At 61.1% G+C, this 24,515-nt stretch carries 20 protein-coding genes and 1 pseudogene; 17 read left to right on the forward strand and 4 right to left on the reverse strand.

Features of this window, described 5'->3' with window-relative positions:
- The first annotated feature begins 148 nt into the window (after window positions 1–148).
- Window positions 149–1,738 carry a cation:proton antiporter family protein gene (locus tag JQS30_RS02595; protein ID WP_213171845.1) on the forward strand — a complete coding sequence of 530 codons (1,590 nt, stop codon included), beginning with the start codon at window positions 149–151 and terminating at the stop codon, window positions 1,736–1,738.
- A 182-nt stretch (window positions 1,739–1,920) separates the two neighbouring features.
- On the opposite strand, the gene JQS30_RS17485 is transcribed toward JQS30_RS02595, so the two are convergent.
- The 4 genes from JQS30_RS17485 to JQS30_RS02615 all read right to left on the reverse strand — a co-directional run bounded on the left by JQS30_RS17485 (window position 1,921) and on the right by JQS30_RS02615 (window position 5,772).
- Entirely contained in the window at window positions 1,921–3,537 is a 1,617-nt protein-coding gene (locus JQS30_RS17485) for a hypothetical protein (RefSeq protein ID WP_213171846.1), read from the reverse strand.
- 125 nt (window positions 3,538–3,662) lie between these two features.
- Entirely contained in the window at window positions 3,663–4,421 is a 759-nt protein-coding gene (locus JQS30_RS02605) for a hypothetical protein (RefSeq protein ID WP_213171847.1), read from the reverse strand.
- A 51-nt stretch (window positions 4,422–4,472) separates the two neighbouring features.
- Complete coding sequence (locus JQS30_RS02610; RefSeq protein WP_213171848.1) at window positions 4,473–4,853, reverse strand: hypothetical protein; 381 nt, start codon at window positions 4,851–4,853, stop codon at window positions 4,473–4,475.
- 241 nt (window positions 4,854–5,094) lie between these two features.
- Window positions 5,095–5,772 (reverse strand): RibD family protein, encoded by a 678-nt coding sequence (locus tag JQS30_RS02615; protein ID WP_213171849.1) that lies wholly within the window; start codon window positions 5,770–5,772, stop codon window positions 5,095–5,097.
- Window positions 5,773–6,062: 290 nt separating this feature from the next.
- Between JQS30_RS02615 and JQS30_RS02620 the strand changes: the two genes are divergently transcribed.
- From JQS30_RS02620 to JQS30_RS02695, 16 genes and pseudogenes are all read left to right on the forward strand, one after another.
- The gene (locus JQS30_RS02620; protein WP_213171850.1) at window positions 6,063–6,728 is read left to right on the forward strand and encodes a DUF4272 domain-containing protein; all 666 of its coding nucleotides are present in this window, start codon (window positions 6,063–6,065) and stop codon (window positions 6,726–6,728) included.
- A 73-nt stretch (window positions 6,729–6,801) separates the two neighbouring features.
- Window positions 6,802–7,866, forward strand: a complete 1,065-nt coding sequence (locus JQS30_RS02625) for an adenosine deaminase (protein ID WP_213171851.1) — start codon at window positions 6,802–6,804, stop codon at window positions 7,864–7,866.
- Between the two features lie 109 nt (window positions 7,867–7,975).
- Window positions 7,976–9,229 carry an amidohydrolase family protein gene (locus JQS30_RS02630; protein WP_213171852.1) on the forward strand — a complete coding sequence of 418 codons (1,254 nt, stop codon included), beginning with the start codon at window positions 7,976–7,978 and terminating at the stop codon, window positions 9,227–9,229.
- Between the two features lie 175 nt (window positions 9,230–9,404).
- Entirely contained in the window at window positions 9,405–10,775 is a 1,371-nt protein-coding gene (locus tag JQS30_RS02635) for a hypothetical protein (RefSeq protein WP_213171853.1), read from the forward strand.
- A gap of 660 nt (window positions 10,776–11,435) precedes the next feature.
- Window positions 11,436–12,140: a class I SAM-dependent methyltransferase gene (locus JQS30_RS02640; RefSeq protein ID WP_213171854.1), complete on the forward strand. Its 705-nt coding sequence runs from the start codon at window positions 11,436–11,438 to the stop codon at window positions 12,138–12,140.
- Window positions 12,141–12,997: 857 nt separating this feature from the next.
- Window positions 12,998–14,278 carry a geranylgeranyl reductase family protein gene (locus JQS30_RS02645; RefSeq protein WP_246498020.1) on the forward strand — a complete coding sequence of 427 codons (1,281 nt, stop codon included), beginning with the start codon at window positions 12,998–13,000 and terminating at the stop codon, window positions 14,276–14,278.
- A gap of 45 nt (window positions 14,279–14,323) precedes the next feature.
- Window positions 14,324–14,683 carry an NADH-quinone oxidoreductase subunit A gene (locus JQS30_RS02650; protein WP_213171855.1) on the forward strand — a complete coding sequence of 120 codons (360 nt, stop codon included), beginning with the start codon at window positions 14,324–14,326 and terminating at the stop codon, window positions 14,681–14,683.
- Entirely contained in the window at window positions 14,683–15,333 is a 651-nt protein-coding gene (locus JQS30_RS02655) for a NuoB/complex I 20 kDa subunit family protein (RefSeq protein WP_213171856.1), read from the forward strand. Before JQS30_RS02650 ends, JQS30_RS02655 begins: the two co-directional genes overlap by 1 nt.
- Window positions 15,273–15,971 (forward strand): NADH-quinone oxidoreductase subunit C, encoded by a 699-nt coding sequence (locus JQS30_RS02660; protein WP_425498848.1) that lies wholly within the window; start codon window positions 15,273–15,275, stop codon window positions 15,969–15,971. The genes JQS30_RS02655 and JQS30_RS02660 overlap by 61 nt, the downstream gene beginning before the upstream one ends.
- A 42-nt stretch (window positions 15,972–16,013) precedes the next feature.
- Complete coding sequence (locus tag JQS30_RS02665; RefSeq protein ID WP_213171858.1) at window positions 16,014–17,381, forward strand: NADH-quinone oxidoreductase subunit D; 1,368 nt, start codon at window positions 16,014–16,016, stop codon at window positions 17,379–17,381.
- Window positions 17,381–18,067 (forward strand): annotated as a pseudogene (nuoE, locus tag JQS30_RS02670) (NADH-quinone oxidoreductase subunit NuoE); the annotation flags it as partial. The gene JQS30_RS02665 and the pseudogene nuoE, both read left to right, overlap by 1 nt.
- 74 nt (window positions 18,068–18,141) lie before the next feature.
- On the forward strand, window positions 18,142–19,398 hold the full coding sequence (gene nuoF / locus JQS30_RS02675) for an NADH-quinone oxidoreductase subunit NuoF (RefSeq protein ID WP_213172933.1): 1,257 nt from the start codon (window positions 18,142–18,144) through the stop codon (window positions 19,396–19,398).
- Window positions 19,398–21,845: an NADH-quinone oxidoreductase subunit G gene (locus JQS30_RS02680; protein ID WP_213171860.1), complete on the forward strand. Its 2,448-nt coding sequence runs from the start codon at window positions 19,398–19,400 to the stop codon at window positions 21,843–21,845. Before nuoF ends, JQS30_RS02680 begins: the two co-directional genes overlap by 1 nt.
- The gene (gene nuoH, locus JQS30_RS02685) at window positions 21,842–23,197 is read left to right on the forward strand and encodes an NADH-quinone oxidoreductase subunit NuoH (RefSeq protein ID WP_246498022.1); all 1,356 of its coding nucleotides are present in this window, start codon (window positions 21,842–21,844) and stop codon (window positions 23,195–23,197) included. The genes JQS30_RS02680 and nuoH overlap by 4 nt, the downstream gene beginning before the upstream one ends.
- The gene (gene nuoI / locus JQS30_RS02690) at window positions 23,198–23,779 is read left to right on the forward strand and encodes an NADH-quinone oxidoreductase subunit NuoI (RefSeq protein ID WP_213171862.1); all 582 of its coding nucleotides are present in this window, start codon (window positions 23,198–23,200) and stop codon (window positions 23,777–23,779) included.
- On the forward strand, window positions 23,776–24,513 hold the full coding sequence (locus JQS30_RS02695) for an NADH-quinone oxidoreductase subunit J (protein WP_213171863.1): 738 nt from the start codon (window positions 23,776–23,778) through the stop codon (window positions 24,511–24,513). The genes nuoI and JQS30_RS02695 overlap by 4 nt, the downstream gene beginning before the upstream one ends.
- The last annotated feature ends 2 nt before the right edge of the window (window positions 24,514–24,515 follow it).

Here is a 24,515-nt window from a genome sequence, read left to right on the forward strand (position 1 = left end):
ACGGCATCATGTCACCTACGACTACCGTGGACTAGCACGGTCAATGTCATGTGATTGAATTTCATGCGGTAATCGACTGGTTCTCGGATGTTGAGGACGCCTTGCGAAGTCCGAGATATGAAGTTCAGCTTCACGGAGGTAAATGGGCATGGACCCCGCGTATATCTTGATCCCGTTTCTCGGTGGCCTGGTCGCCCTAGCGGTGAGAATGCCGCCGCTAGTTGGATTCTTGGCAGCGGGGTTCGTGCTGAACGCGCTCGGTTTCGATCTGATTGACGAAATTGAGACGATTGCCGACCTTGGTGTCATTTTGCTGTTGTTCACCATCGGGTTGAAACTCAACGTCCGCACTCTGTTTCAAGGCAAGGTGTGGGGGACGGCCTCGTTGCATATGGCAGCGTCGACCGGGTTCTTCATGGTCGTGTTGGCTGGTTTGAAACTGCTTGGTTTCGCGGTTTTGGCTGATTCCGGCTGGACCTCTTTCGCCGTGATCGCTTTCGCTCTGTCCTTCTCCAGCACGGTCTTCGTGGTGAAGGTGTTGGAAGAACGCTCAGAAAGTCGCTCACTTTATGGGCGCACCGCTATCGGCATCCTTATCATGCAGGATATTTTCGCGGTCATCTTTATCTCGGCTTCGACCGGTGAACTGCCCTCCCCCTGGGCGATTCTTTTGCTGGGATTGATTCCGGCGGCCCCGCTGTTGCGCAAACTCATGCCGCGTGTGGGTCGGGGCGAGATGCAAGTACTTTACGGTGTCGTTTTGGCCTTGGTTCTGGGATATGCGTTGTTCGAAACCATGGGCATCAAGGGTGACTTGGGGGCGCTGATTATCGGTATGCTCCTGGCGCCTCACGCGGCGGCGAGCGGCATGTCGAGGGCCTTGTTCAACGTGAAGGAATTGTTGCTAGTCGGTTTCTTCGTCTCGATCGGGCTCATGGCGATGCCCACTTGGGAATCGGTTGCGCTCGCTGTGATGCTTGTTGTGCTTGTGCCGCTTAAAGGAATGTTGTTCCTGGCGATACTGTCGCGGTTCCGGTTGCGTCATAGAACCTCAGTTCTCGCATCGTTGAGCCTCACCAACTTTTCAGAGTTTGGGCTGATCGTGGCGGTCATCGCTGCTGGAACCGGCTGGATCGATGAGGAATGGCTGGTGGTCTTGTCGCTAGCTGTCGCGATCAGCTTCGTCGTATCTGCCATCGCCAATACCCGTAGTGACGCGGTTTTGCGGGTGGTCGAGCCGCGTCTGTCCCACCAAGACCCGGCTAAGTTGCACCCCAATGACCGTCCGATCGAGATCGGCGATGCGAAGGCGATCGTGTTGGGCATGGGCCGGGTCGGGCAGGGAAGCTACGATCAGTTGAGCGATGGTCACAATCTTCGAGTGCTGGGTATTGATAGTGACGAGGAAAAAGTAGCCCAACTAAGTTCTGAGGGCTACAACATTATTGAAGGCGACGCCACCGATCAAGATTTCTGGGAGAAGCTTGTTTCCCGGGATGATGTGGACGTGGTCATCTTGGCCATGTCTGAATTCCAGGGAAACAAATTCGCTCTCGAACAGTTTGCGCGGGATTCGTGCGAAGCTACAATCGCCGCCATTGTCACACGTGCCGAAGAGGTCGAGACGCTGCAAAAGCTTGGCGCTGACGCAGTGTTCCATTTGTACGATGAAGCGGGGCATGGTCTCGCGGACGATGCTATGGCAATTCGCATGGAACGTTCGGCCAATAGCGACTGAAGTCCTGCCGTCGGGCGTGAGTTGGTTTGCGGCCGTGATGCCTATGAGAGTTTGGCGTCTGGGCAGTGATGAAGGAGGGCGCCGAGGTAGGTGCGGCGTTCATTTTCAGTGTGCTTTACCAATTGTGGTTGTGGCCCATAGCGATTCGCTATGGGCCACAACCACAACTGGTTTATGAGTGGTTAGGCGTAGGGGTCGTCGTCGGGGTTACCGATGCCCCAGACGTCGTCCTCTTCTTGCAGCCAGTCGTCGTTTTTCGATTCGCCGTCTTGCTTGCCGCCAGCGCCACCCATGCCGCCGCCGCCCATCATGCCCATGCCGCCGCCCATGCGACCGGAACCGGAGCCGCTACCGGAGCCGCCTGCTCCACGGCCTGCGCCCATGCCGCCTGCGCCTGCGCCACCGGTGCCTCGAGTACCGGAACCGCCGCCCATGCCAGCACCGCCGGCGCCACGGGCGCCCATACCGGCGCCGCCTGCGCCACGAGCACCCATGCCAGCACCGCCGGCACCGACCATGCCGGCGCCGCCTCCGAAACCGCCAGCACCAGCACCGGCACCGCCGCCCGCGCCGCCACCGAAACCACCGGTTCCGGGGCCGCCCGGGAGACTCGGATTGCCGCCGGAGAGACCGCCGCCCCAGTCATTCTCATCGTCATCGTCAGAACCAGGAAGCGACCAGTCGGGCCCACTGCCCGAGCCGCCCGGGTACGAGCTGCCTCCGCTACCGGTGCCAAATCCTCCTCCGGGCAGACTTCCGGCGCCGCTTCCGATACTCCCCGCTCCCGTCGAGAGATTGGGGCCAGGCCCAGCTGTCGAGTCGAAGCCTTCCATGCCTCCGAGGTCGGGCGAACCGACCGGAGGGGGTGAACTAGGGCCGTCCGTTGGGTCCATGTCACTTCGGTCGGCAATGTCAGAGATGTCTTCTGGCTGGTTCCGGAATGACAGACCGCTGAGTTCACGACTCGTCAGCGACTTGCGGTCCTTGATGTCATCGACTTTCTGGTTTCGCTCTTCCAGGAATTCGTCGATCATATCTTCCCCAGCACGGTCGATGCGCCGCTGGGACTCACGCCTAGCTTGTTCTCGTGCCTCCTCGCGCGTCTCGACTTTCACTTCCATAGAGCCTGACTGAGGATTTCCGTAGGAATCGTAACCTTGGCCGTAATAGCCTGTATCCACGAGATAGCCGCCAGCTTCGTAAATTTCATTTGTGCGGCGTTCTATTTCTTGGCGCTCTTCTTCCGCATACGTTGACCCTTCCATGGTGACAGCATCTGCGATTTCATCCCCACCCACTTGAACTTGGCATTTTCCGGAAGCCCACGGTGGACGTATATGTAGTTTATAATCGTCGCAGCATTCCCCGGGGATGAGATTCATTTCGGCAGGTGGGAAAGGAGTTTGGCCGGATTCCAAAGCTTGATGGTTCCGCAGTGTTTCGCGGGCGGAAGAAAGCTCTGATACTACGTCGTCAATCTTTTCCTGTGTCCGGCCGATCTTGGTACACGTTTCGGTTACAAGCTCTTCGATATTGTCGAAGTCTTGACCTTGCCAGCCATGTGACACTTTCTTAATTGCGCTATCGAGATCTTCTCGAATAGCTTCCAAGCGTTGAGAGGAGATGATCCTCCACTCTTGCAGGATTGGCAATATAGCGTGTTCATTGGGCGGTTGGATGAAGTCAAGGACTTTGTTAAACGTTTCTTGAGTAGGGTGGAAATATTTGTTTGCAGGAACCGGCACTGACCATTGCTCGCGGCGGTCAGGGAGGCCCGACATGAGCCCTTCCCAGGCCATCTCTGCCTCACTCCTTCCAAGGCCACAATCATCCTCAGTGCATTCCCGCTGACTAAGGTCGTAGTATGCGATATCTGCGTTCTCGAGACCTGCAAATGAGTCTTCGCGCTCTACATTCCCGCCCATTAGTTGTTCCCTTCTGAGGCCTTGGCAACGATAGTCTCGTAGAGATTCGGAATGTAAGTGTCTTTCACCCAGTCCGAGACCTCGGGCAGAGTAAAGCTATAGGAAGGATCGGCATAGATGTCTGCGGCGCCTTCGTTGAGTGCCATGGCGACATTCAAGTCGGTATCTATGTTGATTTCAACTTCAACCACATACGTACCGTCGCGGTAGAAGCCATGAACGCGATGCGCGTCCCCGGTGCCTGAGTAGAAGTATCCTTCGTTCCAAGGTCCATCGAAGTCGCCGTCAGAATAGGCTTCCCACTCAGAATTCGGAGAGTCTACGAGCTCTTGGGTTAGGTCTTGGAAGCTCGCCACCCGTTGCTCATATAGTTGGATGGAGTGCTCTTCGGCCTCAAATGGGGCCGCGTGAAGGTAGATGTAGCCACCAACGGTTCCTCCACTCGAGTCTTCGAACTGGATCAGACTATTGCAGGAAATGGCTTCGTAGAAGAGACCCGTCGTGCGAGGTGAGACCGTTGGGCCCTCGGAGAAACGTGCATCTCCAAGGTGAGGAGTGATTGAACTTGGATCGAAGATGTCGCAGATTTCGTCTTCCCAGCTGTATATTTGGTCCGACACGGCCGTATTTGAATCCGACTCGTTAGCTCCGTTGATGTCACCGTTGGCGTCGTTATTGTCACTGCATGCGGTTGCTATGACAAGAGTGGCGATGAGAGTGGTGGGAAGAATCATGCGTTTGCTGCGGACCGTTTTCACTGCGAAGTCCTTCTCTGTTGATACGTCTGTTTGAGATTCATATGCTTGGGGTCACTGCTGTGGGAGGGGCCCGTCCCAGTTGGTTCCGCCCGGGCCAGCGCTGTTCCCATCCAGATCCAGAATCTTCAGGTCGCGCACATTTTCTTCCTCCGAGAACTGCTCGCCCTCGAGAGTCTGATCCAGCGTTTTGATCAGACCCTTGAGGGTTGCCTTATAGTTCTGGAGGTCTTGCCAAATGTTCGTGAAGGATTCAGAGTAATCTCCGGCGCGCCCAGCCTCGTCGGCAAGACCGAAGGCGGGGGCATAACTGAGCGTCCCACCCTCCTTGAGGTGGATGATGATGTCTTCCTCAAGGTACTCAAGTTGCATCTCAATAGTAGTTCTAAATAGCGCGACCTCATCAGGGTCAAATACGCGGTCTCCTGAGCTCATAGTCTCTCCCTGGGCGGCATGTCTGGTAGTGTATGGGGTTCCTCCAAATACGAGATTACCAAGTCACCGCCAATCTTGTTGACCTAGCAAACTGGTTCTAGGTACAGCTGTGAGCCACGGATTCTAGACGAACCAGAACGTTTACCCAAAGTGCTTGTTACATCACTGAAAGTGTGTGGTGGCTCGCTGTCCATCGGCTCGTGTTGTTGTGGCGAGGCAGGGTTTATTGAGTGAGCCTTGCTCAGTGTTGGTAGTGCAGTACGGCCATTTCGCCTAGCTGCTCGACATTGCGTAGGCGCAGCGGGTTCCTGGGGCCGAAGGGGTAGGTGCCCGGTTGGATGAAGCGGGTTCGTTCTGGTCCTCCCAGGATGAATGGTGCGATCGCCAGGTGTAGTTGATCGACTAGCCCTTGTGACATGAACTGTGAGAGCACTGTCGCGCCCCCTTCGACCATGAGCTGTTCGTAGTTGCGGCTTCGCATATCGGCGAGGATGTAGCCGAGGTCGATGCTGGGCCCAGTCGGGACCACTGTCGCCACCTCGGCGAGGCGATCCCTGGTGGAGGCGAGTGCGGAATCCGTGGTGTAGACAAGCTTCTCGGCCCTTCCTGTGAAGAACTTTGCTTGAGGGTCGAGGTTCCCGGTTGAGGTGATGGTGACCTTCGTTGGCGTGGGGCCTTTGCCAGCCGACTTCCGGTCTCGCCGGCGTTCCTGTGAACGGACTTCTAGCGTGGGGTTGTCTGCCCGGATTGTTCCCGCGCCAACCAAGATGGCGTCTACTGTAGACCGCAAGTGATCGACGCGATCGAAGTCGGCCTGATTGGACAGTAGGAGACGCTCGGTGGAATCATCATCGAGGTAGCCATCGAGGGATACGGCGGCGGATATCAGGACGTGGGGTCGAGGGCTGTGAGGCTTCATCGTTACTCTTCCCCATTGGTGTGAGCGGCCGTCCAAATGTTGACTGTCGAGGTGGGAGCCACTCTGCGTGGCCGCGTGTGCGCATGATCCCACGCCTTAGATACTAACGAAAAAACCTGAACATCATGCACCGCTCACGCTCGGTTATCTCATGGGCACAACAAGGTTCACGGGGTTGACATGCGGCTGTACCCAGCATTGACCTCGTTCTGTGTTCCACGCTACAGTCGGTAAAGCTCCTTGCCCCCTGTATTACTGCCCCACCATTAATTCAGTGAGGACGATCGTCAATGGCCCCATTGATTACTGATCCGCGTCACATCCGTCACCGTACGTTCGCAGGCTTGGATCGGCTCGGGCTGGGAGGCCTTCCAGATCGTTTTCCCCTCGCGTTTTCGCCCAATGACCGCCCTCGGCTGAGGTCGCGTTCCGACATCGAGGCGCGGGCGGCGATCTTGAACGTCGTCCAGGCTCGCGTATTCGACATGCCTGAAGACATGGCCATGAGGTGGCTCCTTGACGCGCATGTGCTCGATGAGCTCACTCCCGGCGAATGGGGTTTCATCGCGTGCGGCCGGGGCGACCGAATTCTTTACGCCGATCAGCTGGAGAGCCTCTTCGCCCTCGCCTGGATTCTCGGACTTGCTCATCACCTCGACCCGACCACGCCATGCAGTGAGGACCTCCCCGATTTGCTTCCGGACTTGCGGGCTCCGGAGTCGCTGGCCGATTGGCGAGGCCGCCGCCTGCCCGCTCAGCGGGACCCCGGCGAGATCGCGGAGATGCTGGACCTCTATTACTGCCTGGACTGGATGTGTGAGCAGGCGCACCAATCAGGTATGGCTCCACCACATGGTCTCGACGCCAACCTCATTTGGCACCGTCGGTGGGCGCTTGAGTGGGCCCTCGTCTTCTCGCCCACTAACGCCCCCCGCTGGGATCAAATCCAACTGTGAGCCTCACTGTGCCCGGCCGAATAGTTTCACTCCATTGCCGGGTTCATCCACGCTCGGTCAGTAGGATGGCCGGATGAGCAATTCCCTTTCGCAAGCAGACGTCCGCAAGCTGCCCAAAGTTCTCCTGCATGACCACCTTGATGGCGGTCTGCGACCGCAAACCATCATTGAGTTGGCCGAGGCGATCGGCCACCAGTTGCCCGAGTCTGACGCCAAGTCGCTCGGCCGCTGGTTCGCCGAGTCCGCCGATTCGGGCTCCTTGGAGCGTTACCTCATGACGTTCTCGGAGACCACCGCCGTTATGCAGAACCCGGAGGGCCTCCACCGAGTCGCTTCCGAATGTGCCCAGGATCTTGCCGCTGACGGTGTTGTCTACGCCGAGGTGCGGTACGCACCTGAGCAGCATCAGACCAAGGGCTTGTCGTTGGAAGAAGTCGTCGAGACGGTGCAGGAGGGCTTCGAGCACGGTACGAAGCTCGCGGCTCAGCAGGGGCAGACGATTCGCATCGGGGTGCTCATCGACGCCATGCGCCAGGCCGACCGTTCTATGGAGTTGGCCAAGCTCGCCGTGCGTTACCGGGACAAGGGCGTGGTCGGGTTTGACATCGCTGGCCCGGAGATCGGTTTCCCCGCTTCTAAGCACAAGGCCACATTCGAATATTTGAAGAAGGAGAACCTGCCCTTCACCATCCACGCGGGTGAGGCTGTGGGCGTCGAGTCAATGTGGGACGCGCTGCAGTTCTGTGGGGCCAATCGCCTCGGCCATGGAGTCCGCCTTATTGATGACATCAAGGGCGACCAGCTCTCCACATTCGCGCAGTATGTACGCGACTTCGGGGTTGCTTTGGAGACGTGCCCCTCCTCGAACCTGCAAACGGGCGCCGCTGATTCCATTGCCACTCACCCTGCCGGCAAGCTCTACGAGCTGGGATTCCGCATCACGATTAACACGGACAACCGCTTGATGAGTTCGACGAGTGTGTCGAAGGAATTCGCGCTCATGTCTGAGGCCTTCGGATGGGGTGTTGGGGATGTCCATGCGATGACCTTGAACGCCGCCGCAGCCTCGTTCCTGCATCACGATGAGCGCAACGCTCTCATCAAGGATGTCATTAACCCTGGTTACGAACGGGCCTGATTCGTCAGGAGCGTTGACTCCGCGCCCTGCGGGGAGGAGTCAACGCTCTGGCTGGTTTACGGCAGCCCGGGCACCAAAATGTGACAGGCGGGCGCGTTAAGCTCACCTCATGCACATTTTTAAGGCCCCCACGGTGGTGCCCATTGCCTCTGATGTCATCGCCAACGGCGCCGTTGCCGTTGATGAGGGAAAGATCGTCTATGTCGGCCCGGCGGACCAGGCTCCCGAATGCGATGACGTCACCGAGTTCACCGGTGTCATGATGCCGGGGTTGGTCAATGCCCACACTCATCTTTGCTACTCGTCCTTCTCGGATATGTACACCAACGAGAAGGAATTTTTCGAGTGGATTCAGGAATTCGCTCGCCGCAACCCGACCTTGTCGGACGAGGAGTGGCGCGCTTCGGTCCAGGCGGGAATCGATGAAAGCTTGCGCCACGGCGTTACCGCGGTGGCGGACGTGGTCTCGCCCGCACCCGCCTTGTCCACAGTGCTGAGTTCCGAGCTGGCGGGGGTTGCGTATTGGGAGGCGTGTCTCATTGACAACAACGGATGGGAACAGCAGCGTAACACCTGGCGCGACGTTCTGACCGAATCCCGGGCGACGAACAACTCCGCAATGGACGTGGGCATCAGCCCGCACACGTTGTACACGATTGGTACCGGGGTGGCTAAGTCTCTGGCCGAGCTGGCGCGCACGTTTGAGATCCGGCTGCACCCGCATTTGGCTGAAACTGAGCACGAGGATCTCTATGTGCGTCATGGGGCGGGTCCATTCGCCTTCATGGCGCGACGCATGGGCGCGGAGTTTGAGATCGCGGCCAATGGCGGCGAAGGTCATTCGCCGACGGTGCAGATGGAGAAGTCTCGCCTCCTGGGCTCTGATTCGCACGTGGCTCATGGAGTTCATGTCGATGAGGACGACCGCAAGATCCTTTTGAAGAACGAAACAGCGGTTGCTTTGTGCGCCCGTTCGAACAAACGTCTGGGTGCGGGAGAGGCTCCGGTAGCCGCTTACAGGGCCGCTGGAAACAAGGTCGCCATCGGTACCGATTCGCGTGCTTCGGCCCCCGACCTCGATGTCGCCGGGGAGTGGATGCCACTGAAGCGACTGGCGTTGTCCCAGGGTGACACTGGTGCAGGCTTGGACGAGTGGCTAGTGCGGGCTGCTACTGAGGGTGGGGCCGACGCGATGGGCCGCAGCGATATCGGCCGTTTGGTTGAGGGCGCTAGGGCCGATCTGGCAGTTTTTGATGTCCAGGGATCGTCAAATGCGTATTCTGCCCTTGTTTCGGATGCGGCCGGGCGTTGCTCGGCGACCGTTGTCGCTGGCCGCTTGATCAAGCATGAGCAGGTCAGCTAGGTCGGTAATAATCTATAGTAGACAAACGCGATGATGATGCGGGGCTTTTGACCTGCCCGGTAACGGTTCTGTATCGGCACTTGTGGCTTCGCTCTCAAGCAGTACATACTTACGACACAGTCGCGGCACCTGCGGTGACTGCTTGCCCTTCCCGAAATACCCCGGAGATCCCCCCATGTCCTTGACTCGCACTGCTCGCCGTGGCGTGGCCATTTCGACGACTGTTGCTGTCACCGCCGGATTCGCGGCGGTCGCAATGGCGTCGGCTGCGGCCAGCGAGGTAGGCGAGCCGCTCCTGCGGGTTGCCCAGCCCAACGCCGTCATGGACTCTGTGTACCCCGGCAAGCGTATTCGGATGTCGGTGACGAATGAATCCAGCATTACTGCCGAGAATGTCCAGTTCGTGATCGAACTTGAGAATCCCGATGTTGACGTCACCTTTCTGTATATTCCTAACGCAGAGCAGCCGTGTGAGGTGCTTGATGGCGCTTCGAAAGCCGTGTGCGACGTTGGAGATGTCGAGGGCGGGGAAACCCGGCACTTTGATTCGATTTCGTTGTATGCCTTGGAAAGTGCGATAGGCACGCCCGCTACCTTGCGTGTTACCTCGGACACTCCGTTTGACAATCGGTATGCGGTTCAACAGTTCTGGGTCGTGCCTAACTACTTCACTGGAGTTGACCTGACCGTGTGGAGCGTGGAACAAATTCACATTCCCGCCGGTGAGTCGGTTGCTTTCGGTGCGCGACAGCTGGGCTTTTACAACCAAGGTGACGTTGACGCCGAGGGACTTGGCTTGATTTTGAAGTTCCCAAGCCCCATTTCGGTTGACCCGGCTCCTGGCTGCACGTCTGTCTCCTATAGGTTCGCCACGACTGTAACTTGTGAGTTTCCTGACCTGGTAGTACCAGGGGCAACGGAGTCTGGTACTCGCGTTGGGCATGACATCGGGACTCTGTCTATTTCGGAGGAGTCCCAGGTTGATGGTTACTTTGGGTTTATCGACGGGCATGCGGTCGCATTGAATGCTCTGCAGGTTGAGGTCGAAGTTCCGGACTACTCTGATGATCCGGATGATGATGAGGAAGAAGTCGAAGTCGAGATTTTCAGCCTTCACGATGGAGAGGTTGAACCTGAGATCGTAGATATGTCTAACCGATTCATCGTTATGTCAGTGTCGTCGGAGCGAAAGATTGACCCCACCGAGACTCCCACGGACGACCCCACCGAGACTCCCACGGACGACCCCACCGAGACTCCCACGGACGACCCGACCGAGACTCCCACGGACGACCCGACCGAGACTCCCACCGAGACTCCCACGGACGACCCGACCTCGGGTGGCCCGACGACTCAGCCCACTCAGACTGGCGATGTTCCCACCAGCGAGCCCGGTAAGGGTGGCGATGGTCGACTGCCGGTCACAGGAACCAGCCTGGCGGCCTTCGCCGCAGGTGCGGTAGCTCTGCTGGCAGCGGGGTTGGCCCTGATGTTCCTGGCTCGTGGCAGGAAGTCCGAAGAGGACAGCGAGGTCGCCTCGCAATGACAAAGGCTTTATTCATGGAGAGCTAAATTGGAGGAGTAGCTCTCCATTCCCCCTGGAGGAGACGGGACGCGCCCACTGTGTGGGCGCGTCCCGTTGTTTTCTGCCAGGGGCAAACAGGGGTCGCCTTTTGCGATCCTCTTCGAGGGCTTCATTGCAGAAGCGCTGCGCATATGATGTGAATCTGATTAGCTTTGGTTGAGATGTCGCGAGGGTGGCTGTCCCACATCGAGGACTGTGGTCGCGCTGCGGGGCGCGTGCCGGGCTGGTGTGCCAGACTCAAAACCCACCGCGCGGTGATCCCAGTGGAAATCACTGTCGATAACGGTTCCATCACAGAGATGGACATCGAGTGGGATTTCGTTCACGCTTGTTGCGGGTGCGCATGCCGAGTATTCGAGTTCATGGCGGTCTGCCAATTCATACAACCGATGAGCGGTCTGGAAGCACTCTATATATATGGAGCCACCGTCGCTGGGGCCGAAACCTGAGATAGAGGTTCACAAGCTTCAAAGTTGGCGACACGGGACCGACACACCCGGAGCTGGCCGATACCAGTTCCCGGTCTTGAGCGTTGTTGCCTGGCGAACCCCTTGGTCCGCCGGAGTCCACACTGATGGGCTCCGGCGGATTTCTTTCCGTCTTTTGTGACAAGCTGTCTGTATGAGCCAAGAGCACAATCCCGAAGCTCCGGATGCCACTGTCAAGGAGCCGCGTCAAGTCGCCGCCATGTTTGATCGAGTTGCCGCCGGTTATGACCGCACGAACACGGTGATGGTGGCAGGTCAGGACCGTGGTTGGCGGCGCGCTACGCGGGCCGCGCTTGAGCTGGGGCCGGGGCAGCGCTGCCTAGACCTGGGGGCGGGTACGGGAGTGTCGACTGCCGAGCTGGCGAAGTCGGGAGCCGATGTCGTCGGCGTCGACATGTCGCTGGGGATGATGGCGGAGCACGGCGACCGGGACGTGAATCTGGTGGCGGCGAACGCATTGAATCTCCCTTTCGGGGACGGTACTTTCGACGCGGTTACGGGATCGTTCTTCATTCGCAATGTTTCCGATGTCGATGCTTGCCTGGTGGAGGCGCGGCGGGTGTTGAAGCCGGGTGGCCGTTTGGTGTTGTGCGAGATCACACACCCGACCTGGCAGCCGTTCCGTTTCGCGCACGGCCTGTTTGTGAAACATTTTCTGCCGCGGGTGGCGGGGGCGGTCGGCTCCGATAAAGAGGCTTATACGTACTTGTCAGAGACGATTGACGAGTGGCCGGAGGCGGCTGACTTTGCCGACCAGATCGTGCGGGCCGGTTTCAAGCAAGTGGCGTGGCGCAATCTCTCAGGTGGGGCTGTGGCCTTGCACCGGGGATACAAGTAGGGGCACCAGATAGGGCGCGAATGCTGCATGGCACCGATCCATCGAGATCGTGTGCTGCAAGGTGCTGCCTGTCCCGCACGGACCAGGGCATGTGCGCTGGTGGATAGTCGATGGCCTACCGCTGGCGTGGCCGGGGTGGGTCGGTGTTTACGCAGCTAGTGCGCGGTGAGAGTTGCGACACGCACGGAATCCGAATGTGAATTTTTTTCACCTGGGGACCCCCAATTTCATGATCTCAGGAATCGTTTGTGGGCGTCAACGATAGATCCGCCGCCTGTGGATAACTCGTTCTTGTGCTGCGGTGACGGCCGGTGATTAACAGCGTTGCCGGTCGCTCATGGTGTTCCGTGCATCACGGTTGCGCATTCAATACCGCCTCAGGCCCTCGGCTCATTGCTGGCGCTCATGTTTGATACTCAAGCAGCCCCTTGCGGCCAATGTTCAACCCGCGCGGCAGGAGGCGAGTAACCCTGCCCGTGACGTGGACCCCTCTGGCCTCGCCTTACACACACCTCTGGCTCACCGTGGGCGCGAGGCACCCCTCGCAGGCTATTGGGCGCCTCGGATGGTTCCAACGGGTACCACTCGAGCTCTCAACCCGCCTTAGATGTGGGCGTTTTTCGAGGTGAGGACGCATGCTTGTGCTCGTGGCAATTGCGGGAACGACTCCCTCTGGGCGGCCTGGGTGCCGTGACCAGTGGTCTCCAAGTGTGCTCCCGAAAACATGAAAAGTTAGGTTGACCTAAGTAACAGTGGTGGATTGGTGTGGTCTTACACTGCACTCAAGAACGCTTGTGAAGATCTTCACAAGCCCCGCAGGTCGCCCACACCACCGCCCAAAGCCTGAGAGGACCCACGTGAACACTCACGTAGCCCCAGCCGCTGACGTCATTGTCGTCGGCGCAGGACCCGGCGGTTCCGCAGCGGCATATTACCTTGCCCAACGCGGTCTCGACGTGCTTTTGCTGGAAAAGACCCAGTTTCCCCGCGAGAAGGTGTGCGGTGACGGACTCACTCCGCGTTCGGTGGCCGCCCTGCTCAAAATGGGCATCGACACCTCCGAAGGCAATGGCTGGACCCGCAACAAGGGCCTGCGGGTCGTCACCCGCGACATCACGCTCGAGTTGGACTGGCCGACCCTAGACGCCTACCCGGCCTATGGGCTGAGCCGAACCCGACTCGACTTCGACGACCTGCTCGCCCAACGTGCCGTCGAAGCTGGAGCGCGGCTCCAAACAGCCACTCAAGTCACCGCCCCGACCTTCGACCTGGCCGGGCGCGTCAATGGCGTCCAAGCTCTTCTCGGGCCAGACAAAGAACCCGTCACCTACCGAGCCCCACTGGTCATCGCCGCTGACGGTGTCTCGGGTCGGATGGCGTTGGCACTAGGTCTCAACCGCCGCGACGACCGCCCCATGGGCGTGGCCGTACGCCGCTACTACTACTGCGACGCCAAACACGACGACGACTATCTCGAATCCTGGCTCGAACTGCGGTCCGCCTCCGACCCCGACACACTCCAGCCCGGTTACGGCTGGATCTTCGGCCTCGGCGACGGCCGCATCAACGCCGGACTGGGAGTGTTGAACTCCTCGGCGTCCTACCAGCAGGTGAACTACCGCCAGCTGCTACTGGACTGGCTGGCCGCCACCCCAGAGGAATGGGGCCTGCGAGACGAGTCCAACGCCGACGGCCCCATTCGCGGAGCCGCCTTGCCCATGGGCTTTAACCGGGTCCCGCACTATTCGCGCGGCATGATGCTCATCGGCGACTCCGGCGGCATGGTCAACCCCTTCAACGGGGAAGGCATCGCCTACGCGATGGAATCGGGCGACATCGCGGCCGAAGTGGCCGCGAAAGCCTTGGCAGCCAACAGCTCCCCCCGCCGCGAGGCCGCCTTGCGGACCTACCCAGATCAGATCTCTGACCATCTTGGCGGCTACTACCGCATGGGTGGGATATTCGTGAAGCTCATCGGCCACCCCGAAGTCATGCGCCTGTGCACCGAACAGGGCATGAAGTCACGCACGCTGATGCGCTTCGTACTCAAACTCTTGGCCAACCTCACCGACGCTCGGGGAGGCGACGCCATGGACCGCATTATCAATGGACTGCAACGAGTAACCCCCAAAGTGTGACCTGGTCACCCATCGGGCAGTTGTGAAGGGAGGAGGAGCATTGCCATGGAGCTCTACGTACCAGTAGTAGTGATGTTCGCAGTAGGCCTGGGCTTTGCGATTGTGTCGATGCTGGGTGCCACTTTGGCGGGCCCACGTCGGCCCAACCGCGCCAAATACGAGCCCTACGAATGCGGCATCGAGCCCGCCCCGGCCGTCGCAGGTGGCACGCGTTTCCCCATCAAGTTTTACCTGACCGCGATGCTGTTCATCGTCTTCGACATCGAGATCATGTTCCTCGTACCGTGGGCGGTGTACCACGACGTACTAGGACTGTTCGGCCTGTGGGCGATGGTTCTGTTCGTCGGCACGCTCTTCATCACCTTCGCCTACGAATGGCGACGCGGTGGATTGGACTGGAATTAATGGGTATTGAAGAGAAACTTCCGTCCGGGGTTCTCCTCACCTCGGTGGAGTCGTTGGTGAACTGGACCCGCAAGGCCTCCCTATGGCCGGCGACGTTCGGCCTAGCCTGCTGCGCCATCGAAATGATGGCCACCGGCGCGGCCCGCTACGACACTGGCCGCTTCGGAATGGAGGTCTTTCGCGCCTCCCCCCGCCAAGCTGACCTCATGATCGTCGCTGGCCGAGTGAGTCAAAAGATGGCCCCGGTTCTGCGCCAGATCTACGACCAGATGGCCGCCCCGAAGTGGGTTCTGTCCATGGGCGTGTGCGCCACCTCCGGCGGCATGTTCAACAACTACGCCATCGTGCAGGGCGTCGACCACGTCGTGCCCGTCGACATGTACCTGCCCGGCTGCCCGCCCCGCCCCGAGATGCTGCTCGACGCGATCCTCAAACTGCACGAGAAGATCCAGCACGAGCCCCTCGGCGAGAAGCGTCGCCAAGAACAGGCCCAAGAAACACCCCCCGAGGTGCCCTACGGTTCCATGCCTTCCTCGTACCGCTTCAACAAGCAGCTACGCAAGGAATGGACTGAGGCGGCCAAGGACGGATCGGCCGAACAACTGCGCATCCGCCGGTTCATGGACCGAGTACAGGAGGAGCAGAAGTGAGCGACGACAAGAAGGGCCTCTTCGGAGTCTCCGGCTCCGGTGACACCTCCGGCTTCGGTGGACTCGTACGCCCCGACCCCGTCACCGACGAGATCGTCTCCACCGAACCCCCATACGGTTCCTACTTTGACGAAGTCGTCGACACGTTCAAAGACCTCCTAGGCGAGGAATCGATTCGCGGAATCGTCGTCGACCGAGACGAACTCACCATCCATGTCGACCCCGACCAGGTCGCGCATATCTGCCAGACGCTACGCGACGACGAGGCGCTCAAGTTCGAGTTCTGCAACTCGGTCTCCGGAGTCGACTACGAAGGTCGCGAAAAGCGCCTGCACGTGGTCTACCACCTCACCTCGATGACGTACCGCCGGCGCATCCGCCTCGAAACCGCCGTCAGCGTCGAAGACCCACACGTGGCCTCCGTGACGCAGGTGTACCCCACCGCCGACTGGCAAGAGCGCGAAACCTACGACATGTTCGGCGTTATCTTCGACGGACACCCCGCGCTGACCCGCATCCTCATGCCCGACGACTGGGAGGGCTACCCGCAGCGCAAGGATTACCCGCTGGGCGGCATCAGTGTCGAATACAAGGGCGCCTCGATTCCCCCGCCAGACGAACGGCGCTCCTATGAGTAACCACCCAGTCCCCACCTCCACCACCGTCAAGGAGGGTCAGTCATGAGCGACACCACCAACACACCGGACGCCTTCGCCGCGGGTTCCAACGAAGCCGACGACGCCTACGCGCCCGAGCGCGCCACCACCGAAGGCCGCGTCTTCACCGTCACCGGAGGCGACTGGGACGAACTGGTCAGCCAAGTCGACCCGGTCAACGACGACCGCCTCGTGGTCAACATGGGACCCCAGCACCCCTCGACCCACGGCGTGCTGCGACTCGTGTGCGAGCTCGAAGGCGAGACCGTGCGCTCCCTGCGCCCCGTCGTCGGCTACCTGCACACCGGCATCGAGAAAAACGTCGAATATCGCACCTGGACGCAAGGCAGCACCTTCGTCACCCGCGCCGACTACCTCGCCCCGCTGTTCAACGAGACCGCCTACTGCCTGGGCGTGGAGAAACTGCTCGGTGTGGAGGTGCCCGAGCGTGCCACCACCATCCGCGTCCTCATGATGGAGCTCAACCGCATCGCCAGCCACCTCGTGTGCCTGGCGACCACGGGTATGGAACTGGGCGCCCTGTCGATGATGATCTACGGCTTCCGTGACCGCGAGCACATCCTCGACATCTTCGAAGCCGTCTGCGGCCTGCGCATGAACATGGCCTACGTCCGCCCCGGCGGACTGGCCCAGGACCTGCCCGCCGGAGCCGAGAAACTCATCCGCGACTTCCTCGCCTACATGCCTAAAGGCCTGGACGACTACGAGAACCTGCTCAACGACAACATCATCTGGAAGGAACGCACCCAAGGCGTCGCCTACCTCGATGTGTCCGGCTGCCTCTCCCTGGGAGTCACCGGCCCCGTTCTGCGCTCCGCCGGGCTCCCCTGGGACCTGCGCAAAACCATGCCCTACTGCGGATACGAGAACTACGACTTCGAAGTCGCCACACACAATGGCGCCGACGCGTGGGGCCGCTACCTGGTGCGCATCGAAGAAATCCGCCAGAGTCTGCGCATCATCGAACAGGCCCTCGACCGGCTCCAGCCCGGACCGGTCATGGTCGAAGACAAGAAGATCGCCTGGCCCGCACAGCTATCCCTGGGTGGCGACGGCCTAGGCAACAGCCTCAACCACGTCCGCCACATCATGAGCCAGTCCATGGAAGCTCTCATCCACCACTTCAAACTGGTGACCGAAGGCTTCCGCGTCCCCCCCGGACAGGTCTATGTGCCCATCGAAGCCCCGCGCGGAGAACTGGGAGTCCACATGGTCTCCGACGGAGGAACCCGCCCCTACCGGATGCACATGCGTGAACCCAGTTTCATCAACTTGCAGTGCGTTCCCGCGCTGGCCGAAGGCGGCATGTTGAGTGACGTTATCGCCGGGGGCGCGTCCCTCGACCCCGTTATGGGAGGTTGTGACCGCTAATGGCCTACTCCGAAGAGATTCACGCATCGGCTGAGGAAATCAAGGCGCAATACCCCGAGGGCCGTGAGCGCTCGGCGCTGTTGCCCCTGCTGCACCTCGTGCAGTCGGTGGACGGCTACATCACGCCCGAAGGCACAGCCTTCTGCGCGGAGAAACTCGGCATCACCAAGGCCCAAGTACAGGCCGTGTCGACCTTCTACACGATGTACAAGCGCAACCCGACCGGCGACTGGCTGGTGAGCGTATGCACCAACACCATGTGCGACGCCCTGGGTGGACAGAAGATCTACGACCGGCTGTCGGACCACCTCAAGGTTGGTCACGACGAGACCACCGCCGACGGCAAGATCACGCTCGAACACGCCGAATGCCTCGCCGCCTGCGACTATGGCCCAGTCATGACGGTCAACTACGAGTTCTTCGACAACATGGACGAAGAACAAGCCCTAGAGGTCGTCAACCAGCTGCAAGAAGGCAAAATCCCCGTCCCCAGCCGGGGCGCGCCGCTATGCACGCTCAAGCAGATTTCGGTACAGCTGGCCGGCTACGGCGATGAGCGCGACGAAGGCAACGCCGGAACCGGCGCGGGAGATTCCACCTTGGTCGGCCTCCAATTGGCCGCCGAGCACGGCGTCACCGCCCCCCAGTTCGACCCCGACACGCCTCTGGTGTCAAAGGAGGAGGCTCAGTGAGTCAGTCCACTTCCGCGCCGCGCGCCGAACTGATCGAAAAGATCACGCCGGTCGTCACCAAGCGCTGGATGTCGCCCAACGCCTGGAAGCTCGACGTCTACGAGCAGCTTGACGGCTACGCCGCCCTGCGCAAGGCCCTGCGCCACACTCCCGACGAAATCATCGCCTTCATGAAGGACTCCGGCCACCGTGGACGCGGCGGCGCGGGATTCCCCGTAGGCATGAAGTGGGGCTTCGTGCCGCAAAATGACGGCAAGCCCCACTACATGGTCATCAACGCCGACGAGGGCGAGCCAGGCACCTGCAAGGACCTGCCGCTGATGATGAACGACCCGCACTCGGTGATCGAGGGCGTCATCATCTCCTCCTACGCGATTAGAGCCAACAACGCCTATATCTATGTCCGCGGTGAAGCCGTCCACGCCATCCGGAAACTGCGCCACGCGGTCAAGGAAGCCAAGGCGGCCGGCTACCTGGGCCGTAACATTCTCGGCTCGGGCTTTGACCTCGACATCGTCGTCCACGCTGGGGCTGGGGCCTACATCTGCGGCGAAGAAACCGCCCTGTTGGACTCCCTGGAAGGCTACCGGGGTCAACCGCGACTACGCCCGCCGTTCCCCGCGACCCACGGCCTATATCAGCAGCCCAGCTGCATCAACAATGTCGGCACCATCGCCGCGGTTCCCCACATCATCCTCGGCGGAGCCCAATGGTGGAAGGACCTCGGTTCGGACAACTCCGCGGGCACGATGATCTACTCGCTCTCCGGCCGCGTCAACCGACCCGGACAATACGAGTGCGGCATGGGAACCACTCTGCGCGAACTCATTGAGCTAGCCGGTGGCATGCAAGAGGGCCACGAGATCAAGTTCTGGACCCCAGGCGGGTCCTCAACGCCGATGCTCACCGCCGACCACATAGACGTCCCGTTGGACTTTGACTCGGTCGCCAAGGAAGGTTCCATGCTCGGAACCACCGCCTTGATGATCTACTCCAACCAGGACTGTCCGGTTTACGCCAGCTACCGGTGGATCAAGTTCTACCACCACGAGTCCTGCGGCAAGTGCACTCCGTGCCGCGAGGGCAACTACTGGATGGTGCACGTCTATGAGCGCATCCTCAGCGGTCGCGGTACCGAAGAGGACCTTCGCACGCTGACCGACGCGTGCGCCAACCTGCTGGGACGCTCCTTCTGCGGGCTGGGCGACGGAGCCACCTCATGTGTGACCTCCTCGCTGAAGTACTTCCGGCAGGACTACCTCGACTACATCGAGGGCCACCGTCCGCCCCTGTTCCACCCAGACGAACTGGTAGGAGCCCACTGATGAGTCAGCCAACCACCGTCACCCTCACCATTGACGGCTTCGAGATCACCGTCCCCAAGGGAACACTGGTGATCCGGGCCGCTGAACAACTCGGGATCGAAATCCCGCGCTTCTGCGACCACCCGCTCCTAGCCCCCGCCGGAGCGTGCCGCCAGTGCCTAGTTGATGTGGAAGGACAGCGCAAGCCGCTGGCCTCCTGCACCGCCGAATGCACCGACGGCATGGTCGTGCGCACGCAGGAAACCTCTGAGGTCGCCGCCAAGGCCCAAGAGGGCATCATGGAGTTCCTGCTCATCAACCACCCGCTGGACTGCCCCACCTGCGACAAGGGCGGCGAGTGTCCTCTGCAGAACCAGGCCATGTCCACCGGGCGCACTGAAACTCGGATGAAGCCAGAGGACAAGCGGACCTACCGCAAAGCCCTCCCCATTTCCAGCCAAGTGCTTCTGGATCGCGAACGTTGCGTTCTATGCGCCCGCTGCACCAGGTTCTCTAACGAAATCGCCGGAGACCCCTTCATCGAACTGATGGAGCGTTCGGCCCTCGAACAGGTCGGCATCTACGAAGACGAACCCTTCGAGTCCTACTTCTCGGGCAACACCGTGCAAATCTGCCCGGTCGGCGCGCTCACAGGAAGTCAGTACCGCTTCCGGGCCCGCCCCTTTGACCTGGTGTCCTCTGAGTCGATCTGCGAACACTGCTCGGCCGGATGCGCGCAGCGTTCCGACCACCGACGCGGTAAGGTCATGCGCCGCCTGGCCGGGGACGACCCGGCCGTCAACGAAGAGTGGAACTGCGACAAGGGCCGCTGGGGCAACCAGTATGTCGACGCCGCCGACCGTATCCTCACCCCGCTGGTGCGAGGAGAGGACGGACGACTGCATGAAGCATCCTGGCCCGAGGCCCTACGCAAAGCCGTCGCTGGGCTCCGCGAGGCGAAAGCCGCAGGCGGAGTTGGAGTCCTCCCCGGCGGCCGCCTCACCGTCGAAGACGCTTACGCGTACTCGAAGTTCGCCCGCGTCGCCTTGGGCACCAACGACATCGACTTCCGCTCCCGCCCTCACTCCTCGGAGGAGGCGGAGTTTCTCGCCCACGCCGTCGCTGGCGTCTACCCGGCCTCGGGTGGACTGACCTACGACGACATCGAGAAGGCACCGGCAGTTGTCACCGTCGGCCTCGAAGTCGAAGAGGAATGCCCCATCCTGTTCCTGCGCATGCACAAAGCCGTGCGCAACCACGGACAACAAGCCCACGTCGTCGCCCCCTTCGCCTCGGCGGGTACCAAGAAGCTCGCGGCGAAGCTGCACGACGTCGTCCCCGGAGGCGAAGCGGCCTACCTTTCCTCAGGAGTGCTCACCGAAGCGCTCAAGAGCAAGGGCGCGGTACTGCTGGTGGGTGAGCGCCTTGCCAACCAGAGCGGAGCGTTCTCCGCCGCCGTTAAGCTCGCCGCCGACACCGGAGCCCGGCTCGCCTGGGTACCGCGTCGCGCTGGTGACCGTGGTGCGGTGGAAGCCGGATGCCTGCCGGGCCTCCTGCCCGGCGGGGGACTGGCCGAGTCTCCCGAAGACCGCGCCCAACTGGCGCAACACTGGGACGTCGACCAGCTGCCGGAAGCCACCGGACGTCCGGCCTGGCAGATCCTCAAGGCAGCCGCCGACGGCGAGCTGGGTGGACTTCTCGTGGGCGGCGTTGACCCCTACGACTTCGCCGACGCGCCAGAGGCCGAAGCCAGCCTGTACGCGGCCAGGTTTGTCGTCTCGTTGGAGATCCGCCACTCCTCGGTCACCAAGATGGCCGATGTGGTCCTACCGGTTGCCCCCGACGTCAACAAGTCCGGCTCCTACTTCAACTGGGAAGGTCGCCTGCGCCTGTTCGACCGGGTCATCAAGTCTGACCTGCTTAGCGACCACCGGGTGTTGCACCTTCTGGCCGAGGGGCTGGGCGCCAAGCTCAACCTCGACGAAGCGCGCTCCACTCGCGCCGAGATCGCCAGCTTGCCTGACCCGATCACCCGCGCGCCCGCACCGGAGAACGCGGCCGCGAAGCCGGGCGAACCCGCCGCAGGCCAAGCAGTTCTCGCCACCTGGCGGCAGCTGCTCGACGGCGGCTCGTTGCAAGACAACAACGACCACTTGGCAGGCTGTGCGCCCAGCCCCGTCGTTCGGCTCTGCCAAGCCACCGCGGATGCCATCGGGGCCGAAAACGGTGGGGGAGTGGCGGTCAGCTCGGCCAAGGGTGGCATTACCTTGCCGTTGGAGATCACCGATATGCCCGAGGGCGTCGTCTGGCTTCCCACTAACGCCCCCGGACGCGGCATATACCGCAATCTGGGCGTACAAGCCGGTGATGTCGTCTCCGTCAAGGCATTCTCCTCACCCTCCCGAGGCGGCGGCTGCTGCCAGGGCGGGTCCACCGTCAGCGCTGCTGGAGCGGAGGCTTGCAAGTGAACGACTATCTAGCCCTGTTCGGAAACGACCCCTTTTGGCTCATCGCCCTCAAAGGGCTCGCGACCTTCATGGTCCTCACCCTCTTGGTGCTCTTCACCATTTGGTTCGAGCGCCGGGTCGTGGCGAAAATGCAGGTGCGCCCTGGGCCCAACCGTAACGGGCCCTTCGGCTTGCTCCAGTCCTTGGCAGACGGCCTGAAGCTGGCTTTCAAGGAAGACATCACCCCCCGCACCGCCGACAGGGTCATCTTCCTGGCAGCGCCGGTCATCGCGGTCACCTGCGCCTTCACCGCCTTCGCGGTGATCCCCATGGGACCCGAGGTCACCATCCTGGGCCACCTCACTCCGTTGCAGATGACTGACTTTGAAGTCTCGGTGCTGCTGGTGCTGGCCTGCTCGGCGGTCGGTGTCTACGGCATCGTGCTAGCGGGCTGGGCCTCCGGGTCGACCTACTCGCTGTTGGGCAGCCTCCGCGCCGCCGCCCAAGTGGTCTCCTACGAGATCGCCTTGGGTCTGGCGGTACTGGCGGTGTTCCTTCAGTCGAAACTCATGTCGACCTCCGGAATCGTCGAAGCCCAAGCGGGCGGAACTCAGATGATCATCCCCGGCACAGACATCGAATTTTCGGTGCCCGGCTGGTACTTCCTGGCACTGGCTCCCAGCTTCGTCATCTTCCTCATCGCCATGGTCGGCGAGACCAACCGGGCCCCGTTCGACCTGCCAGAGGCCGAATCGGAGCTGGTCTCGGGCTTCGCCACCGAGTACTCGACATTGAAGTACGCGTCGTTCTTCCTGGCCGAATACGTCAACATGGTCACCATGTCGGCCTTGGCCGTCACGTTGTTCCTAGGCGGATGGCGCGCGCCGTTCCCCGAGAACTGGTGGCCTGCGGCCAACGAGGGTTGGTTCCCGCTCATTTGGTTCTTCGGCAAGGTCCTGCTGCTGCTGTTCGTGTTCGTGTGGCTGCGTGGAACCCTGCCTCGCCTGCGCTACGACCAGTTCATGCGCCTGGGTTGGAAGATCCTCGTCCCGGTCAGCCTCGTCTGGGTCATGGTGCTTGCCGCTCTCAACATCGGAATGGGTTCGCCCGACACCTCTACCCGGATTGCGCTCGTCGGCGGCGCGATCGTCATCGTCATGGCAGTCTTCGTCTTCTGGCCATCGCGTGATCCCTATGAGCCGCCCACCCAGCCCGATGCCGGGCTCGGCGGCTACCCGGTTCCGCCGATGGACCTCGAGGTTCCGCCCAACCCGCGCGCACTCGCCCAGGTCTCGACCAAGGAACCGGCCCAACTGCCCGAGGCCGAGGACGATGATTCCGCGACCGCTAACAACCAGGGAAAGGAGGAGTAGATGTTTGGCACGCTACGCGGCTTCGGAGTCACCTTCTCGCACATGTTCAAGAAGATGGTGACGGAGAAATACCCCGAAGAAGTACCGCCACCTGCGCCTCGCTATCACGGCCGCCACATTCTCAACCGCTACCCCGATGGCTTGGAGAAGTGCATCGGTTGCGAACTGTGCGCCTGGGCCTGCCCGGCCGACGCGATCTATGTCGAAGGGGCGGACAACACCGACTCCGAGCGCTACTCGCCCGGTGAGAGGTACGCCAAGAACTACCAGATCAACTACGCTCGCTGCATTTTCTGCGGACTGTGCATCGAGGCCTGCCCGACCCGGTCGCTCACCATGAGCAACGAGTACGAGTTGGCCGCCGACAATCGGCGCGATCTGATCTTCACCAAAGAGGACCTCCTGGCCCCGCTGCGCGAAGGCATGCAGCCCGCCCCGCACAAGTCCAAAGCGGGCGCGACCGACGACTACTATGAGCGCGGCGTGAATGCCCCCGGTGACGCCGTCGGAGGCGAGTACTCCGATACCGAACGCCGATTGGGTCTAGACCGCGCCGCTCCTGAGAAGGGAGCAGGTCAGTGACCGGCGAAGAAATCGTCTTTTGGATTCTGGCCCCCATCGCCCTTGGCGGGGCGATCGGGCTGGTGTTGGCGCGCAGCGCCATCCACGCGGCACTTCTGCTGGCGTGCACCATGCTCACCCTCGGTGTCTTCTACATCATGCAGGCCGGGCCGTTTATCGGTTTCGTGCAGATCTTGGTCTACACCGGCGCGATCATGATGCTGTTCTTGTTCGTCATCATGTTGTTCGGACGAGAAAGCAAGGACTCGATGTTCGAGACTTTGCGCGGCCAACGGTTCTGGGGCGTCGTCCTCGGCATTGGTTTGGCCGCGCTCATCTCCTCCGGTTTGGCTCACGCCGTCTCCGGCCTCTATGTGACGGGCCTGGAAGGCGCGACCATCGAAGGTTCGAACGTCAAGGCGATCGCCGACACCCTGTTTGGCACCTACGTGTTCGCCTTTGAAGCCACTGCGGCATTGCTTACTGTGGCCGCGATTGGTGCGCTTATGTTCGCCCACGCCGAACGCAAGGGCGCGGCTCGGGGCCAAAAGGAGACCAGCCGCCGTCGCTTCGGTCCCGGTAACTACCCCGGGCCCATGCCCGGCCCTGGCGTGTTCGCCACCTCCGACTCCACCGCCACCCCGGCCCTGTTGCCTGACCGCGAGATCGCCCCCGATTCGCTGTCGGCCTATGTCCCGGTACGGGAATTGTCGGACGCGGAAGCCGAACCCAAAAACACGGAGAAGGGCGAGTAGGC

Origin of the sequence: Natronoglycomyces albus (assembly GCF_016925535.1) — a bacterium.
GTDB lineage: Bacteria > Actinomycetota > Actinomycetes > Mycobacteriales > Micromonosporaceae > Natronoglycomyces > Natronoglycomyces albus.